Origin of the sequence: Streptomyces coeruleorubidus (assembly GCF_028885415.1) — a bacterium.
Classification (GTDB): domain Bacteria; phylum Actinomycetota; class Actinomycetes; order Streptomycetales; family Streptomycetaceae; genus Streptomyces; species Streptomyces coeruleorubidus_A.
Genome location: NZ_CP118527.1, coordinates 2,641,238 through 2,658,859 on the forward strand (window position 1 = coordinate 2,641,238; position 17,622 = coordinate 2,658,859).

The following is a 17,622-nucleotide window of genomic DNA, read 5'->3' on the forward strand; positions in this document are numbered from 1 at the left end:
AAGGAACCATCAGTGAACCAGCAGTTAGACCCCATACGCCTGAGGTGGCGACGCAGAAGGAGACCGGGAGGGAGGTGGAGCCCACGGGCCGGCGCCGCCGCGCTGTCGGCGGTGTTGGCGACAGGGCTGCTGGGCACGTCACCGGCCGCAGCCGAGGGCTCGTCCGCGGTGCCGGACCGCGCCGTCGTGGTCAACTACTGGATGGACGGCGGAACCGGTGTCAAAGAGGCCGCTGAGCAGGCGCTGCTCGGCACCGAGGAGGACATCCGGCAGTTCATCGAGGCCAAGCCCGCGCTGGAGCTGGCCGATGACAAGGTGGACGCCAGCCGAGTCCTGAACGCCGGCGGCCCGGCCGTGCGCGAGGCGGCCAAGCAGGCTCTCTCCGGCACCCCGGAGGACTTGCACGCGTTCCTGAGCGGTGGCTGGAAGGCCCCGCACCAGCAGGATCAGAGAGTCGAGGTCTCGCGCGTCGTCAACCTGGGCGGTGCCGGGGTGAAGGACGCCGGGACGAAGGCTCTTCAAGGCACCCCTGAGGACGTTGCCGAGTTCCTCGAGGATGGCCAGTACAGGGCACGCGTCACGGACAACCGGGTCGAGGTTTCGAAGCTTTACAACTCCGGTGGCACCAATGTGAAGGCGGCAGCAAAGCTGGCCCTGCAGGGCACCCCTGACGACCTGGTGGAGTTCCTGGAGGTAGGCCAGTTCGTCGCGCGCAATCGCGATCAAGAGCATGCCACCATCGCCCAGCTGACCGAGCAGGCCCAGCAGGCCGGCAAGCGCGCGGAGGACGCCACCAAGTCGGCCCAGGAGGCCTCCGAGAAGGCGATCGCCGCTTCGGCACTGGCGAAGGAGGCTGCGGCCAAGGCCGCCAGGGAGACGGAGGCGGCCAAGAACGACGCATCCCGGGCCGCGGTCAAGGCCAAGCAGGCCGCCGACGCTGCCCGCGCCGCCGCATCCGCTGCGCAGACGGCCATCGGCGCGGCCAATGCCGCCAACCGCTCGGCCCGGATCGCCGCGCTGGCCGCAGCTCAGACCGCGAACGCCGCCGCGGCCGCCGCTGATGCGGCCACGCGGGCGTACAACGCGGCCATCGCTGCGAGCAAAGACAGATCACAGGCGGAGAACGCGTTCACGTTGGCCAAGGCGGCCAATGCGGCCGCACAACTGGCCACGCAGTCAGGCAAGGCCGCCGACCAGGCCAGCAAGGCGTCACTCGCCGCCGCCACCGCGGCCGCTGCGTCCAGAAGCGCCGGTGCCAACGCCAATCTGGCCGCTGACGCCGCCGACGACGCCGCCGGCTACGCCGCCGCCGCCGGCGTGTCGTCGACGCAGGCCAAGGCCGCCGCAGCCGAGACCCGCCGCCACGCGGCCGAAGCCAACCGTGCCGCCGGCGCTGCCGAGACGCTGGCGCGCAAGTCGGCCACGGCGGCGGCCGAGGCCCGAGACGCGGCCAACTCCTCCGCCGCTCACGCCAAGAACGCGGCGACCGCCGCGGAGGAGGCAGCCCTTAACGCGGGCGAGGCGGCCGACGCCGCGACCGAGGCGACCAAACAAGCCAAAGCGGCCCAGATCGCCGCTGACGCCGCGACGACGGCCGTCACAACTGCCCAGAGGACCTTCGACATCGCTCGGGAGACCGAGGTCGAGGATCTCGCGACCCGCACCACGGCCGCGATGGAGCGCGCCAAGTCCTACAAGGCCACGGGGGACGAGTTCACCAAGGCACTCTCGGGGAACCTGCTCGAGGGCAAGGCCATCACCGACGACACAGCGGCGCTGTCCGCCGAAGCCGTCAAGCCCGACGCGGACGCCGATGCGCTGGTCAAGCAGGGCCGCGCCGTGGCCCTGCGCGCCCTGAAGTACTTCGGTTCCTGGCGCCAGGAAGCGGCCGCCAAGGCGCTGGCCGGCAACGATGCGGACGTCCTGGAGTACCTGCGCACGGGCTGGAAACAGGCGGAGCAGGACGAGATCCAGCAACAGGTCGCCGACCTGGCGTCGAACAGCCCGTACCCGTCGGTGCGAACGGCCGCCACCAACGCATTGAGCGGCACGGAGCAGCAAATCCGTGACTTCTACACCGCCGGCCAGTACGAAGCCGGGCTCGCCGACTACCGGGTCAAAGTCTCCCAGATCCACAACACCGGCGGACCGGGAGTGAAGGAGGCCGCGCAAAAGGCCCTCGACGACGGCAGCGCCAGGACCCTCCTCGCGTTCATCAGCAGCACCCGGTACGTCGCCCTCAACAGCGACCAGCGCATGACGGCCAGCCAGCTGGTCAACAGCGGCGGCCCCGAGGTACAGGCCGCGGCGAAGATCGCCCTGACCGGGTCGCCGGACCTGCTGCACGACTTCGTCGAGGTCGGCCGGTACATGGCCGAGCGCAAGGACCAGCTCGCCTCGACCCATGAGGCACAGGTCCAGCGGCTGATCGCGGAGGGCGGCATCATCGCCGCCAAGGCCCAGCACAACCGCTGGCTCGCCGCCAAGGCAGCAGCCGAGGCCAACCAGGCCGCAGAAGAAGCTGCTGTCGCCAAGACGGAAGCGCAGAAGAGCGCGGACCAGGCCGCCGGCTATGCCGTAAAGGCCGACAAGGCCGCCGACAGCGCCGAGACCAGCGCCGCCAAGGCACAACAGTCCGCCACCACAGCCCGCGCAGCCGCCGACCGGGCCCAGCAGGACGCGGTCGCCGCCGAGGAGTCCGCCGCACAAGCGGAGTTCTCCGCGAACTACGCCCGCAGCTCAGCCGCGCAGGCAGCGGACGCAGAAGCCGAGGCGCGCAGCGAAGCCCTCGCCGCCGGCAAGAGCGCCGCGGAGGCCAAGGCCGCGGCCTCACAGGCGTGGCACCGGGTGAAGGACCTGCGTCAGGCCGAGGAAGCCGAGGCACGCCGACGTGCCGAAGAACAGCGCCGGCTGGCCCGGGAGAGCAAGCCGGAGCCCCGCCGCTGTGTTCCCAATCCCAACCACGATCAGGTCGGCGCCCTCATCAACTGTCTGTACGGCCCCGGCGAGGCCGTGCTCGAGGTACCCAAGCCCGACCCGACTCTCACGGCGATCGCCTGGGGCGTCCTCGGCATCAACGACGTCGAGGACTGTTACGAGAACCCGACGCTCGGCAAGTGCCTCACAGCCGGTATGTCCGTGCTTCCCGTCGGGAAGCTCAAGGTGCTCAAGCAACTCGAGAACTTCGAAGACCTCGTCTCGGGAACGCGCGTCGCCAAAGCCCTGAAGTGCTTCCAGTGTTTCCTCGCTGGGACCAGGGTGCTCATGGCCGACGGTGGCACGAAGGACATCGAGTCGGTCGAGCCCGGTGACATGGTCGTCGCCACAGACCCGATCACCGGCGAGACCGGCCCGCGTGAGGTGACGAACCTCGTCGTGACCAACCACGACAAGGCGTTCACCGAGCTGTCGATCGAGACCCGGACCGGCGTTCGCCGGCTCACGGCCACCAGCGAACATCCCTTCTGGTCGCCGTCCGAGCGAACCTGGGTCGAGGCCCGCGCTCTGCGGCCGGGTATGACGCTCCGCGACGCGGACGGCGGCACGCTCGAGGTCCGCGCGAGCGAGTCCTACGCGCGGAACGCCCAGACCTTCACTCTCACGGTCGGTGACCTGCACACCTTCTACGTGCTGGCCGGAAACACTCCCGTACTCGTCCACAACGCGAGCTGCCCGGTGGGGTTCAAGAACCTCGGCGGCGACCGGTTCGAGTCACCGGCGGGACTCATCTACGGTCCCGGATCATCGCAGGGACACCGTGTGACACACGTGATGGAGCATGCGAGGCCCGACCCGACGAAGACTGTCCACAGCGTCTTCAGCAACCCGGACCAGGCAGCCATCCTCAGCCTGATCGATGAGGCGTGGCTGAAACGGGGCGCTCACGTACCCAACGACCCGGCCGCGTATGTGGTGCCCATGGGGCGGACCATCGGTACGTTGGGCGAGAGGAATCTGAGGGTCGTGGTCGTCCCTGGCACGACGCGAGTCATTTCCGCGTATCCGCAACTATGAGGGAGGCAGCCGTGATCTGGTGCCCGCGCTGCAACCAGGGATGGGTGACTCGTGCCCGCGCCCGTGTTCCAGGGGAGTCCGAGACTTTCCAGGTGTGCTACGAGTGCGACACGGTGTGGGTGGATCGGAAACCGGATGCGAATCCGCCGTTCCTCATCCTTGAGCAGTATCTGGCCCGTTTCGGGCTGGACGGCCTGTGGTCGAACATCGAACTCCTGGAGAAGAAGCCGTAGAAGGGGACCGTAAGGCCATGGGTGCGTAGGGGTCGGTTCGGTTGCTTCCGAACCGACCCCTCGTCGTGCCGCACGACGGGCCCGCCTCCCTCGATGAGTGGACATCCCCGCAGGCATCCCCGGCATCGTCGAAGAGGACGCGGAGGAAGACCTGCAACCGGCCGGTCCGCCCTCAGGGCGCGGTGTCCTCGGCGAGGATCCGCGCCATCGTGCGTTCGGCGAGGGCCGTGATGGTCAGGAAGGGATTGACCCCGATCGACCCGGGCACGAGCGAGCCGTCGGTGACGTACAGCCTGGGGTAGCCCTTCACCCGCCCGTGGTCGTCCGTCGCCCGGCCCAGTACGCAGCCGCCCAGCGGGTGGTAAGTGAAGTCGTCGGCGAAGACCTTGCTGCTCGACCCGAACAGGTCGTACCGGTAGATCGTCGAGTTGGCCGCGTTGATCCGGTCGAACAGCTTCTTGGCCATGGCGACGGAGACCGCGCTGTGGGCGGCCGTCCAGCCGAGCCGTACCTCGCCCGGTCCGGTGTCGTACGAGAAGGACGCCCGCTCCCGGTTCCCGGTGATCGCCAGATAGAGACTCACCCAGTGCTCCAGCCCGGTCGGCAGCGGGGCGATCTCGGCGAACACGGGGTTGGCGGTGTTGGCCCAGTCGTCGATGCCCATGACCGGCATGGTCGACTGGTTCGCACCTACCGTGTCCCACAGGTGGTTGGCCCGGCCGAGCATCACGTTGCCGTTGGTGCCCCAGCCGGTGCCGACACCGGGGTCGAGATCGGGCAGGGCGCCCGTCTCCCGGGCGCGCAGCAGCAGTTCGGTGGTTCCGAGGCTGCCGCCGCCGAGGAAGAGGTACGTGCAGCCGTACTCCTTGGTCTCGACGACCCGGCCGGTCTCGTCGATGCGCTCGGCGGTCAGGACGTAGCTCCCGTCCGGTGCCCGGCTGATCGCGCGGACCTTCTCCAGGGTGTGGATCGTGACGTTCCCGGTGCCGAGCGCGGAGGCGAGGTACGTCTTGTCGAGGCTGCGCTTGCCGTGGTTGTTGCCGTAGATGACCTCGCCCGCGAGAGCCGACTTGGTGGCCGTGCCGGCCGCCTCGCGCTCCATGTGGCCGAAGTCGTAGACGTTCGGCACGAAGGTGGTCTTCAGGCCGGCGTTGTCCGCGTGGGTGCGGGAGATCCGGGTGAAGCGGTACCACTCGGTGGCTTCGAACCACGCGGGGTCGATGGTGTTGACTCCCAGCATGGAGCGGGCGCGTGGGAAGTACGTGCTGTACATCTCCGCGGTGTCCACGGTGGGGAACTGCTCGGCGAAGTAGGAGCGGAGCGGGGTAACCGCCATACCGCCGTTGACCAGGGAGCCGCCGCCGACGCCCCGTCCCACGTACACGGACATGTGGTCGTAGTGCACCCGGTCCAGGACGCCCGGGTAGGCGCTGATGTCCCGGTTGACCAGGTCGAGCCAGAGGAACGTGGCGAGCGGGGCCTCGGTGCGGGTGCGGAACCACATGGAGCGCTGGTCCGGGGCGCGGGTGGAGCAGAAGACCTTGCCGTCGGGGCCGGGGGTGTTCCAGAGGCGGCCCATCTCGAGGACGAGCGTGCGGATGCCGGCCTGGCCGAGGCGGAGGGCGGCCACGGCGCCGCCGTAGCCGGAACCGACGACGATGGCGGGGGCGGTGTCGACTGCGTCGGGCTCGGCGGCTCGGGCGGTTTGGAGGCCGATGCGGGTGAAGCCGAGGGTGGCTGCGGTTTGCAGGGCTGCCATGCCGATGATTTGACGTCTTGTCATGTGACGATGCGTCAGGTTTGCTGTCATAGGCGCAGCATCGGCGGATTTTGGGGTTCCGCCTAGTGGGGCGCCGCTTGATCGTTGTGGGCGGGTGCGGGTGGTTCGTGGTTGATCGCGCAGTTCCCCCGCGCCTGAAAGGCCAACCGCACTACAGCAAGCTTTTGAGGTGCTCCGCGAGCAGGTCCCAGCGCCACTTCCCCTCGACCCATTCCCTGCCCCGCTCGCCCATCCTGCGGCGCAGCTCGGCGTCTGCCAGGAGGGTGATGATGCGGTCGGCCGCCTCCTCGGCAGAGCCGCCCCGGACCACCCAGCCCGTCTCGCCGTCCAGGACCGCGTCCGGTGCGCCGCCCGAGTCGCCGGCGACGACCGGGAGGCCCGTCGCGGAGGCCTCCAGGTAGACGATGCCGAGGCCCTCGACGTCCAGGCCGCCGCGGCGGGTGCGGCAGGGCATGGCGAAGACGTCGCCGGCGCCGTAGTGGGCGGGCAGCTCCGCCCAGGGCACCGGGCCCGTGAAGCGGACGGAGCCGGCTACGCCCGTGTCGTGGGCGAGCTTGCGGAGGTCCTTCTCGTACGGGCCGCCCCCGACGATCAGCAGCACGGCGTCCGGCTCGGCCGCCAGGATCCGGGGCATGGCCTGGATCAGGGTGTCCTGGCCCTTGCGCCGCACCAGCCGGGAGACGCACACCACGACCGGGCGGTCCGTCAGGCCGAGCCTCGCCCGGATCTCGTCGCCGCCCGAACCGGGGTGGAAGGTCTTCTCGTCGACGCCCGGCGGCAGCTGCGCCATCCGCGCGGCCGCCCGCGGGCTCAGCGCGCCGGCGATCCGGGAGCGCGTGTACTCGCCGAGGTAGGTGATCGTGTCCGTGGAGTCGCCGATGCGGCGCAGCAGCTGCCGGGCGGCGGGCAGTTGCGCCCAGCCGGCCTCGTGCCCGTGCGTGGTGGCCACCAGCCGTTCGGCGCCCGCGCTCCGCAGTGCCGGCGCCATCAGGCCGAGGGGGGCGGCCGCCCCGAACCACACCGAGGTGCACCCGTGCTCCCGCAGCAGCCCGACGGCCCGCCGGGTGACACCCGGGGTCGGCAGCAGCATGGTCGTACGGTCCCGTACGACGGTGAAGGGCTGCTCGGCGTCGAAGGCGGCGGTCGCCTCCACGCCCTCCCGGCTCCGCTTCCAGGTCGACGCGTAGACGACCAGCCGCTGCGGGTCCAGCCGTAGCGCCATGTTGTGCAGAAACGCCTGGATGCCGCCCGGCCGGGGCGGGAAGTCGTTCGTCACGATCAGGGTCTTGCGCACGCGCCGACCCTACCCAACCGGCCCTCAGGGCCGTACGCGCCGGCAGGTGTGGCACGCTCACGGCTGTCGGGGACATCATGGCCTCCTCGACACGGCACGCGGACGGGCAGGGATCAGGTGAGGACGACGGGCACGAGGCGGTCCCTGGCATGTCTGCTGGTGGTCTGGTGTCTCACGAGGCTGGTGCTGCTGCTGTTCGTGCTGAAGGTGTACGTCTTCCCCGGCCCGGACGTGACGAGCGACGTGTCCGTGATCTACCAGGGCTGGTACGACGTCCTGCGCAGCGGAACGTTCCCTCAGGACGACGTCACCTGGCAGTATCCGCCCGCCGCCGCGCTGGCCATCCTCTCCCCCGGCCTGCTGCCCTTCCTGCCCTACGCGACCGCGTTCTTCGTGCTGGTCTGCGTCACCGACCTGGCCGTCCTGGCCCTGCTGGCGTACGCGGGCCGGCGCCCCGGCAGGTCGCTGCGCGGCGCCTGGGTTTGGGTGGCGGGCGTGCCGCTGCTCGGGCCGACGGTGTACGCGCGCTACGACGTGATGGTCACGGCGGTGGCCGTGGCGGCGCTGCTCGCGGGCGCCCGGCACCCAAGGGTGATGGGGGCGCTGGCCGCGTTCGGGGCGCTGCTGAAGGTCTGGCCGGCGATGCTCCTCCTGGCTGCCCGCCGACCCGCCTCCTGGGTGTCGGCCCTGGTGACCGGCATCGCGGTGACGGGCGTGTTCGCCCTGGTCATGCCGGGGGCGTTCGCCTTCCTGACCTTCCAGCGCGACCGGGGCACCGAGGTGGAGTCGCTCGGCGCGCTGGTCTTCCATGTCGCCCGGCACTTCGGCTGGGAGGGCGAGGTGCGGCTGAACTACGGCTCGATCGAGTTCCTCGGGCCGTATGTGAGCGAGGTGAGCACGGGCGCGCTGTTCCTGACGGGGGCGGCGTTCGGCTGGCTGGTGCTGTGGCGGCTGCTGGCCCGGCACTTCGAGGAGCACACGCTCGCCGACGCGGCCTTCGTGGCGGTGCTGATGTTCACCACCACCAGCCGGGTGATCAGCCCGCAGTACATGGTGTGGCTGGTCGGGCTGGCAGCGGTCTGCCTGTACTTCCCCGGGAGCCGGATGCGGCTGCCGGTCGGGCTCGTCCTGGTGGCGTGCTTCGTGACGGTGCTGGAGTTCCCGCTCTACTTCGGCAACGTGGTGGCCAGCGACGGACTCGGGCTGACCCTGCTGTTCCTGCGCAACGGCCTCCTGGTGGCCGCCGCGCTCCTCGCCGCCCGCGCCCTGTGGCGGGCGACGGTACCGCGCACGGCCCCGGCTCCCGTGCCCGCTCAGCCCACCCGCACCGACGAGACCCCGGTCTCCACCTGAGCCGGAGCCCGCCGGAACAGCACGCCCGCGAGCACACACTGCACCGCCGTCGCCACCGCCAGCGCGAGGCACACACCGGGCAGCCCGAGCCCCGTCAGGCTGTACGCGAGCGGCAGCTGGACCGCCGTCCCGAGCACGGTCACGCGCAGCAGCCTCGGGGCGTCCCCGCCGCCCTCGAAGACCCCGCCGAGCGCGATGAGGCAGGCCATCAGCAGCAGGTAGGGCCCGACGCAGCGCAGGAACAGCACACCCTCGGCCGCGACCCCGGGTCCGGCGCCGAAGGCGGCCATGAGCCACGGGGCGGTGACGGCCAGCAGTACGGCCGCGGCGAGGCCGATGGCTCCGGAGACGAGCACGGCCTGCCGTCCGATCTCCCGGCGCGCGTCCCTTCCCCCACCCCGCGTGTGCGCGGTGTGGATGGACGCGGCCTGGCGGACGGCGTAGAAGGCCATGGTCGCCACGTACATGACCTTGTAGGCGATCGAGTACGCGGCCACCGCCGTCACCCCGAGCCGCGCCACGATCGCGACCAGGACCAGGGCGCCCGCCTGCCGCACGGTGAAGTCGGCGGACATGGGCAGGCCGGTCGTCAGCGTCCGGCGCAGGGAGACGGCCAGGGACTCGTCCGGTGCCGCGCCGCGGGCGCTGCGCAGCAGTGCGTTGCGTCGGAGCGCGACGAGTCCGGCCCCGAGCGCCACGGACCGGCACAGCACCGTGGAGGCGGCGGCGCCCTTGACGCCGTAGAGGTGGATGAGGAACGGGTCGAGGGCCAGGATCAGGCCGTTGGACAGCAGCGCGAGCCGCATCGGGGTTCTGGTGTCGCCGGTGCCCTTGAGGACGCCGTCGACGAGTTGCTGGGCGAAGAAGACGGCCATGCCGGGCATGGAGAGCGCGAAGTACGCGACGGCGAGCGGGAGGGCCGCGCCGTCGGCCCCGCCCAGCACCAGCCGGGCCAGTAGTTCGCGGCCGAGCAGGCCGCCCGCCACCACCAGGGGTGTCACCAGCGCCCACAGCGCCCAGCCGCCGCGCACGGCCGCCCGTACGGCGGCGGGGTCGCGGGCGCCCCGGGCGTGTGCGACCAGCACGGTCGTGCCGGAGCCGAAGACCAGGGCGATGCCGAGCAGCACGTTCTCCGTGGTGGTCGCCACGGCCACGGCGGCCACGGCCGGACCGCCCAGCCGGGCGACCCAGACGGTGTTGATGATCCCGGCGGCGACGGACGCCAGGAGCGAGAGGTAGACGGGGCGGGCGAGCTGGAGGAGTTGCCTGCGGTAGGCGTTCACGGTGACTGTCCCCCTGAGTCCTGGTGAACCTCGGTCCTTGTGAACCTCGGTCCGAGCTAGCTCGGTTCGAGGTAGCTCGTTAAGAGGTAACATGAGGGCTCACGCACTCGCAAGGAGGACCATGCTGGAGCTGTCGATCCTGGGCTTCCTGGCCGAGGAGCCGCTGCACGGCTATGAGCTCAAGGAGCGGATCAAGGCGCTGACCGGCCATGTCCGGCCGGTCAGCGACGGCGCGCTCTACCCGGCGATCACCCGCCTGGTCGGGGCGGGCCTGCTCGACCAGCGCACCGAGCCGGGCGCGAGCGCGGCCCCGCGCCGGATCCTCGCCCTCACCGACAAGGGCCGCGAGGAACTGCTGGAGCGACTGCGCCGTCCGAAGCAGACCGAGATCACCGACCACGTCCGCTTCAACACGGTCCTGGCGTTCCTGCGCCACCTGCCCGACCGGCACGAGCAGGCCGCGGTGCTGCGCCGCCGGCTGGACTTCCTTCAGACCCCGACGAGCTTCTTCTACGAGTCCGGCAAGCCGGTTCGCGCCGAGGAGGCGGACGACCTGTTCCGCCAGGGCATGCTCAGGGTCGCCCGCGCGACGGGCGAGGCGGAACGGGCCTGGCTGCGGGAGGCCATCGCGCTGCTCGAACAGCCCGGTTGAGACCCCGGGCGGTCAGGACCGGCCAGAGCCAGATCAGCCGAGCCGGTCCTCCGACCACCGGGGCCGCCACGCTCCGACCAGACGACCCGGACTACCGCGACGCGGCCCCGCCACACCCCGACCGCCCGAGCCGGACCCACGACGCTCCGGCCCCGCCACACCCGCCCACCCGAGCCAGACCCACGCCACTCCCGCACCACCACATCCCGCCCCCCCCAAGCCGGACCCACGGCGACCGGGGCCGGCCAGCCCCGATCAGCCGAGCCGGGCCCACGGCGGTCCGGCCGGCCACGGCACCGTCAGCCGAATGGACCCATCGGCCGCCCCACCCGGCCCGATCAGCCCGATCAGCCCGATCAGCCCGTATCAGCCCAGTTGAACCCTCAGATAGTCCCGCCACTCCTGCGTGAAGGCCTCCGGCGTCGTCCCCAGCACCTCGCGCATGGCCTGCTCCACCGCCCCGGCCCGCTTCCGGTGCTCCCCGACGGCCCGGTAGAACTCGCCCAGCCGGGCCTCGCCCCAGCGGTCGGCGATCAACCGGCACGCCGTCCAGCCGCCCTCGTAGGCCCGGGCCAGACGGCTCGCGTCGCCGGTGAAGCCGAAGTCCTCGTCGTCCGGGAGGGCGGACGGGATCTGGCCCTGGGTCACCGCGCGGGACAGTTCGGGCGCCGCCTCGGGCGGTGTGCGGCCGGCGGCCCGGTAGCCGACCCAGTCGGCGTAGCCCTCGGACAGCCAGAGCGGGGTGGCGGGGGTGGTGTGGGCGCGGGTGGCGACATGGGTGGTCTCGTGGGTGACGACGACCTGCTCGCCGACGGTGCCGAGGAGGGCGAACGCGTCCGGATTGACGATGACGCGGTCCGCGGGCGCCTGTGCCGGCGCGCCCGTCTCACCGGTGGTGACCGCCGCGATCCCGCGGTAGGAGGAGGCCGGCGAGCCGAGCAGCCCCGCCATCGCCTCCAGTGACTTCGGTACGAGCAGAACCACGCGCCGACCCCAGTCCGTGCCCCACGCCTCCGAGACGGCGGGCACCGCACGGTCGGCCAGTTCCGCGAAGCCGCGCAGCGACCGGCCGGACTGCCCGACGCCGAGGACCAGGCTGCGCTCGCCCCGGACGACCTGTACGGTCCCCTGGTCCCAGAGTTGCTGGGCGGACTTCCTCGCGGGCCGGTCGGCGTCGACGGACCACTGCCCGTCCGCGTCGCGGCTGAGCCGCAGAGTGCGGCCGGCGGTCACCGGTGCCCGGTCGTACCCCGCGACGCGGTAGCGCAGTTCGGCGTCGGCGGTGGCCGTGTCGCCGGTGCGGTGCAGGCCGGTCACGCGGTACGACCAGTCGGCCAGGGGCAGCGCGCGTACCTGGGCGAAATCCGCCCCCGTGCCGGTGCGCGCGTAGGCCCGCTCGTCGTGGTCGAGGACCGCTGCGGCCCGCCGGTCGAGGAGCCGCTGGACGTCGGCCGTGGCGCTGTCGGCGGCGGACCGGCCCCCGCATCCGGTCAGGAAGACGAGCAGCACGACGAGCGCCACCACCGGGGACCCCGACCTTCGACCAGCCACGTTCCCGATCGTACGGGCGACGGGCCGCGCCGGTCAGACCCTGGTGACCGACGAGACCGGCATCATCCCGACCGGGTCGTAGCGCACGGGCGCGCCGGGGTAGGGCGCGTGGATGACCTGGCCGTTGCCCGCGTACATCCCGACATGGCTGGCGTCGGACCGGTAGAGGACCAGGTCACCGGGGCGCGCCTGGGACAGCGGGACCTGCCGGCCGGCGTACCGCTGGGCCTGCGAGGTGCGCGGCAGGGAGACCCCGGCCTGCGCGTACGACCACTGCATCAGGCCCGAACAGTCGAAGCCGGAGGGGCCGTTGGCGCCCCAGATGTAGGGCTTGCCGAGCGCGCTGCGGGCGGCGGCGACGGCGGCGGCCCCGCGTCCCGAGGCGGCGGTGGCGCTGCCGAGGTCGGGGATGCCGTCGCGGCCGGAGCGGGATGCACGGTCGTAGGCGTCGCGCTCGTCGTACGGGAGGGAGCCGAGCAGCCGGCGGGCCGTGGCGAGCTTCCGCTCGACGGTCTTCTTGTGGGCGGCGACGGCCTTGCGGCTCTTCTCCAGTTCACGGAGCTTGCCCGCGGCCTCCTCGCGGTCCTGGGCGAGTTCGCGCATGGCCTCCTGAAGCTCCTTCAGCTCACCGGCCTGGTGGGCCGTGATGCGGTACAGCCGGGATGCCCTGTCGAGGTAGTCGTCCGGGTCGTCGGAGAACAGCAGAGCGAGGGACGGGTCGATGCCGCCCGACCGGTACTGGGCGCCGGCGAGCGAACCGAACGACTCCCGCATGGAGTTGATGCGCTGCTGCTGCCGGGCGATCCGGTCCCGGGCGGTGCCGACCTCCTCACGCAGCTCGTCGGCGCGCTCGTCGGCCTTGTTGTAGGCCTCGGTCGCCTTCTCGGCCTGCTCGTAGAGGCGGTCCACCTTGGCTCGGCTGTCGTCGTACGGTGCGGCCGCGGCCGGTACCGCGCCCAGGGCGGCGGCCGCGACGGAGAGGAAGCTGACCGCGGCACTGGCGCCCCGGTCGAACCCGGACGGTGCAAGGCGGCGTTGGGACCCCACGGGAAGCCGCTCTCCTTCCGCTGACGGACTAGGAAACGCGGCAGACAGTAGCCCCGTGACGCTGGGCCGCCAACGACCATCCGTGGGTATTTCCGTGGGTATGCGACACGACGCCCCGCCACTGACGCAGGTCACTGGCGGGGCGAGGGCTCAGTCGAGGCGGTCGCGATTCGCCCGGATGGCGGACACGGTGTCCCGATCTTGAAGACGCCGAGGGCCGGTCGGGGCCGTCGTGCGGAGTGCGGGAGTCCGGGACGTCAGACGCGGACGCCGAACATGAAGGGGCCGCCGATGGTGTCCATCGACTCGTAGCGGACGACCGTGCCGGTGCGCGGGGCGTGGATGATCTGCCCGTTGCCGGCGTAGAGGCCGACGTGGTGCAGGTCGTTGAAGAAGAAGACCAGGTCGCCGACCTTGAGCTGGCTGACCGAGTAGATCTTGGTGCCGATCTGGGACTGCGCCTCGGAGGTACGCGGGATCTGCACGCCGGCGGCGGCGTAGGCCCGGGAGGTGAGGCCGGAGCAGTCGTAGGAGCTCATGCCGGTGGCGCCGTAGACGTATGGCTTGCCGAGCTGGCTCTGGGCGAAGGCGTAGGCCGCGGCGGCCCGGCCCGAGCTGGGCGGGACGTTGCCGGTGAGGGCGTCGCGCTCGCTGGTCCGGCTGGCGCGGCTCTGCTCGGCGGCGAGTGCCGCCTTCTCGGCTGCGGTGAGGCTGTTGAGCAGCTTCTGCGCGGAGGCGAGCTTGCCCTGGACTTCCTTCTTCTTCTTGCCGAGTTCGGTGCGGGTGGAGGCGAGGTCCTTGAGCTTCTCGGAGGCCTCGGCGCGCTCCTGGGCGAGTTCGCGCTGCTTCTCCTGGACCTTCTTCAGCGCCTCGACCTGCTGGCTGCTCAACTGGTCGAGCGTGGAGGCCTTGTCGAGGTAGTCGTCCGGGTTCGCGGAGAGGAAGAGCTGCACGGAGGGGTCGATGGAGCCGGTCCGGTACTGCGACGCGGCCGCGAGGCCCAGGCTGTCGCGCAGCTCGTTGAGCTCCTCCTGGCCGCGGGCGACGTTGTCCTGGATGGTGGAGATCTCCTTCTGGAGCTTCTCCTGCTTCTCCTTGGCCCCGTTGTACTTCTCGGTGGCCTGCTCCGCCTCTTCGTAGAGCTTGTCGACCTTGGCCTTGACCTCGTCCTTGCTCGGCTTCTCGCTGGGGGCGGCGTTGGCGGCCTGCGAGCTGAAGGCGACGGCAGCGGCAGCGGCTGTGGTCAACACGGTCACACGTGTGCGGCTCGGCTGCTTGGGACGACGGTGGGACGCCACGGGTGACAAGCTCCTTCTCGGCCCCTCCGCCGTCGCTCCCAGTGAGCGATCACCCGAGCGGAGGTTCGGGGCCTGACCCTAGTGACCTTCCTGTGATCAGTTCAAATCCTCAGATGAAAAATCGCGTCACGGTAGGCCAACTTTTCCCCTCGACTCACAGGCCGTGAGGCACGCTTGACTCAACGTGGCACACATGTCTCATCAATTCGGGCATGAAGCCCGGACGTTACGCATCGCCCGTACGGTTCCTAAGCTCGCGAAAGGCGCTTCAGCAGCATCGCCGAGGCCACGGGGCGGGCGCCCGCGCGGGCCACGCCGTCGGCGACCTCGCGGTCGGTGGAGGCCACGATGACGGGCCGGCCGGGCGGTTCGGCGCGCACCAGCTGGCGGATCAGCTCGTCGGCGGTGACGCCCGGCTTCGAGAACAGCACCCGTACCCCGCGCGGTGGCGCGAGCAGTACCGGCGCGGCCAGTTCGGCCCCGTCGAAGACGCACGTCACCTCGGCGCCGCTCTGCGCCGCCAGTTGCGAGAGCTGCCCCAGCAGCCTCAGGCGCTGCTTCTCCAGCGGCATCTGCGGATAGCCGGTCTTGGTGACGTTGTAGCCGTCGACGACCAGATGGGCCTGCGGCAGCGCCAGCAGCTGGTCGAGGACCTGCGGGTCGTTCTCGGACAGGGCGCGGGCGGCGATGTCCTTGGGGCTCATCCGGCCCGGCTCGACGGCGTCCACGGTCTCGGCGGGCCGCACCGACACCGGCGGCAGGGCCAGTTCGCGGCGGAGCCCCTGGGTGGCGTCCAGCAGGGTGTCCAGCAGCAGCCGTACCCGCATGTCCTCCACGCTGCGGCCCTCGCGCGCCGCCCGGCGGGCCGCCTCCAGGGCGGCCTCGGTCTCGCCCAGCCGGGCCTTGAGCCGCCGGGTCTCGCTCTCGGCGGCGGACACCTGGGCCTGCCCCTCGGCGCGGACGGCCTCGATCTCGCCGTGCGCCTTGCGCAGGGCGGCCTCGCCGCGCTTGACGTCGCTGACGGCGGCGCGGAGCTTGCGGTGCAGCGACTCGGCTTCCTTCTTGGCCGATTCCAGCTCCGTGCGCAGCCGCTCCGTCTCGGCCCTGGTGTGGTCACGGGCGCGGGCCAGCTCGGCGCGCAGCCGTTCCAGCTCGGCCCGGTTCTCCTCGTCGGCCCGCTCGGCGTCGGCCCGCTGGGCCTCCTCGCCGGCGGCGGTCACGAGCTTCACCCAGCCGGGCGGCCGCAGTACGTAGGCCGCGGCCGCCACGTCGAGCGGGTCCGCGGCCGGGGGCGGGGAGCCTGAGTCGAGGGCGCCGGTCAGTTCCGGCTGGGCCTCTCTGAGCTTCTCCCCGATGCGCTGCCGGAACAGCGGGTCGGTCTCCAGCGCCGCGGCCATGGCATTGCCGGCGAACTTGGCCCGGCGGTTCGGGGCGAACCGGGCGTACTGCCTGAGCTGCGCGGGCAGCTCGCCGACCGTCAGCGAACCAAAGCCGTCGGAGACGATCTGGACGACCCTGCGGCGCACGCCGTCGGGCAGCGGACGGTCGAGCACCTCGGCGGCGCCGTCGCCCGGCCCCCCGCCCGTGGTCTCCACCATCCGTCACACCCCTATGCCTGTGCGGGGCCCGCTCCCCTCAGGAGCCGGCACCCGGCCTGTCCACGAGTTCCACCTGGTCCACCGCGTTGCACCAGCGGCAGCGCACCGACTCGATGGTCTCACTGAGCACCTCGCGCTCCTCGACCTTCGGCTCTCCGGCCAGGTCGAGGTGGACGTACTCGACGACCTTCGACGAGCGGGTCACGTCGAACCTCGTGAGGTTGCCGCAGAGGGCGCAGCGCCACCGCGTCGAGGCGGTCGGCAGGGGAACCGTCATCGTGGCCTGTTCTCTTTCCTTCTAGTGTCCGTGACGCCACCGGCATCCCCGGTGCGTGTGGCTCGTAACCCTACGGCCTGGCAGGTCCTCGTCGCCCGCGCGTCCACGGCGGCGAGGCGGTCTGTGCGGTTGCGTCCGGTTACGTCATGCTCTGTGCCCATGATCAGCAAGTGGAGTGCGTCGATCGTCCGGGCCGGCAGATCGGTCCGGGGGTCGTCGGCGCCGGTGACGTACTCACTGATCGCTCTGTGCTGCGCGGTCTTCCTGGCCGGACCCGCCTCGGGCCTCAGTCCGGCGTACGGCACGGGCGACGACCTGCTCGCCGCGCAACGCGCCTATTTCCGGCACTGGGGCGTGATCCCCGCAGACCTGTTCGAGGGGTCCGCCGGATCGGCCCTCACCCCCGCGACGGCCCTCTTCGTCCACGGCAGCTGGGTGCACCTGCTCGGCAACATGCTCTTCCTCTACGTCTTCGGGGCGATGACCGAGGAACGGATGGGCCGGGTGCGGTTCACCCTGTTCTATGTCGGCTGCGGCTATCTGGCCCTGCTGGGCTACGCCGCCGCCAACGCGGACTCCGAGCAGTCCCTGGTCGGTGCCTCGGGTGCGATCTCGGCGGTCCTCGGTGCCTTCCTGTTCCTGTTCCCCCGGGCCAGGGTGACCAGTCTCCTGCCGTTCCTCTTCTTCCTGCCGGTGCGCTTCCCGGCCTGGATCGTGCTGCCGTTCTGGGCGGCGCTGCAGTGGCTGGCGGCGGGGCGGGCCTCGGACGGACCGGGCGTGGCCTACCTCGCCCACCTGATCGGATTCGGGCTCGGCTTCGGCTATGCGTCGGTCCGCTACGGCCGTCCCACCAGCCCTACTAGAGTGAAGGCCGCCCCTGCTCCGGCCCCCGAGGGAGAGAACCAGCCGTGATCACCGCGATCGTCCTCATCAAGACCAGCGTGGACCGGATCCCCGAGATCGCGGAGTCGATCGCCGCGCTGGACAACGTCAGCGAGGTCTTCTCCGTCACCGGCACCTACGACCTCATCGCGATGGTCCGGGTGAAGGAGCACGAGGACCTGGCGGAGGTCATCCCCGGCCGGATCAGCAAGATCCCCGGCGTGGAGGGGACCGACACGCACGTGGCGTTCCGTACGTACTCGCAGCACGACCTGGAGGCGGCGTTCTCCATCGGGCTGGACAACTGAGGACCGCTCCCGGATGAGGAGCTCCCGGATGAAGAGTTCTTCATCCGGCCCT

13 protein-coding genes are annotated in these 17,622 nt (G+C 71.3%); 5 read left to right on the forward strand and 8 right to left on the reverse strand.

The genetic code is table 11. The annotated features are described in order from the left end of the window. Nucleotides 1-111 precede the first annotated feature (111 nt). Complete coding sequence (locus tag PV963_RS12340) at nucleotides 112-4,014, forward strand: polymorphic toxin-type HINT domain-containing protein (RefSeq protein ID WP_274815685.1); 3,903 nt, start codon at nucleotides 112-114, stop codon at nucleotides 4,012-4,014. A 405-nt stretch (nucleotides 4,015-4,419) separates the two neighbouring features. Here PV963_RS12340 and PV963_RS12345 read toward each other — a convergent pair whose 3' ends face one another. Beyond that, entirely contained in the window at nucleotides 4,420-6,006 is a 1,587-nt protein-coding gene (locus PV963_RS12345) for a GMC oxidoreductase (protein WP_274815686.1), read from the reverse strand. 172 nt (nucleotides 6,007-6,178) lie between these two features. Further along, nucleotides 6,179-7,321, reverse strand: a complete 1,143-nt coding sequence (locus PV963_RS12350) for a glycosyltransferase family 4 protein (protein ID WP_274815687.1) — start codon at nucleotides 7,319-7,321, stop codon at nucleotides 6,179-6,181. Between the two features lie 117 nt (nucleotides 7,322-7,438). Between PV963_RS12350 and PV963_RS12355 the strand changes: the two genes are divergently transcribed. Further along, the gene (locus PV963_RS12355; RefSeq protein ID WP_274815688.1) at nucleotides 7,439-8,674 is read left to right on the forward strand and encodes a glycosyltransferase family 87 protein; all 1,236 of its coding nucleotides are present in this window, start codon (nucleotides 7,439-7,441) and stop codon (nucleotides 8,672-8,674) included. Here the strand turns inward: PV963_RS12355 and PV963_RS12360 are convergent. Continuing rightward, entirely contained in the window at nucleotides 8,635-9,957 is a 1,323-nt protein-coding gene (locus tag PV963_RS12360) for an MATE family efflux transporter (protein WP_274815689.1), read from the reverse strand. The two genes, PV963_RS12355 and PV963_RS12360, sit on opposite strands and share 40 nt — an antisense overlap. Before the next feature lie 121 nt (nucleotides 9,958-10,078). Between PV963_RS12360 and PV963_RS12365 the strand changes: the two genes are divergently transcribed. Further along, nucleotides 10,079-10,609, forward strand: coding sequence for a PadR family transcriptional regulator (locus tag PV963_RS12365; protein WP_274815690.1), 531 nt, complete (start codon nucleotides 10,079-10,081; stop codon nucleotides 10,607-10,609). A gap of 366 nt (nucleotides 10,610-10,975) precedes the next feature. Here PV963_RS12365 and PV963_RS12370 read toward each other — a convergent pair whose 3' ends face one another. The 5 genes from PV963_RS12370 to PV963_RS12390 form a co-directional block, all read right to left on the reverse strand. Further along, nucleotides 10,976-12,160, reverse strand: coding sequence for a hypothetical protein (locus tag PV963_RS12370; RefSeq protein WP_274815691.1), 1,185 nt, complete (start codon nucleotides 12,158-12,160; stop codon nucleotides 10,976-10,978). A gap of 33 nt (nucleotides 12,161-12,193) precedes the next feature. Further along, nucleotides 12,194-13,207 carry an NlpC/P60 family protein gene (locus tag PV963_RS12375; protein WP_274815692.1) on the reverse strand — a complete coding sequence of 338 codons (1,014 nt, stop codon included), beginning with the start codon at nucleotides 13,205-13,207 and terminating at the stop codon, nucleotides 12,194-12,196. Between the two features lie 257 nt (nucleotides 13,208-13,464). Next, entirely contained in the window at nucleotides 13,465-14,505 is a 1,041-nt protein-coding gene (locus tag PV963_RS12380; RefSeq protein WP_274815693.1) for a C40 family peptidase, read from the reverse strand. 248 nt (nucleotides 14,506-14,753) lie between these two features. Then, a complete protein-coding gene (locus PV963_RS12385; RefSeq protein WP_274815694.1) occupies nucleotides 14,754-16,103 on the reverse strand; it encodes an NYN domain-containing protein in 1,350 nt (449 codons plus the stop codon). A gap of 37 nt (nucleotides 16,104-16,140) precedes the next feature. Beyond that, entirely contained in the window at nucleotides 16,141-16,380 is a 240-nt protein-coding gene (locus tag PV963_RS12390; RefSeq protein WP_020272953.1) for a hypothetical protein, read from the reverse strand. A gap of 159 nt (nucleotides 16,381-16,539) precedes the next feature. Between PV963_RS12390 and PV963_RS12395 the strand changes: the two genes are divergently transcribed. Both PV963_RS12395 and PV963_RS12400 read left to right on the forward strand, forming a co-directional pair. Further along, the gene (locus tag PV963_RS12395) at nucleotides 16,540-17,292 is read left to right on the forward strand and encodes a rhomboid family intramembrane serine protease (protein ID WP_274815695.1); all 753 of its coding nucleotides are present in this window, start codon (nucleotides 16,540-16,542) and stop codon (nucleotides 17,290-17,292) included. After that, nucleotides 17,289-17,570: an Lrp/AsnC family transcriptional regulator gene (locus PV963_RS12400; protein ID WP_274815696.1), complete on the forward strand. Its 282-nt coding sequence runs from the start codon at nucleotides 17,289-17,291 to the stop codon at nucleotides 17,568-17,570. The genes PV963_RS12395 and PV963_RS12400 overlap by 4 nt, the downstream gene beginning before the upstream one ends. The last annotated feature ends 52 nt before the right edge of the window (nucleotides 17,571-17,622 follow it).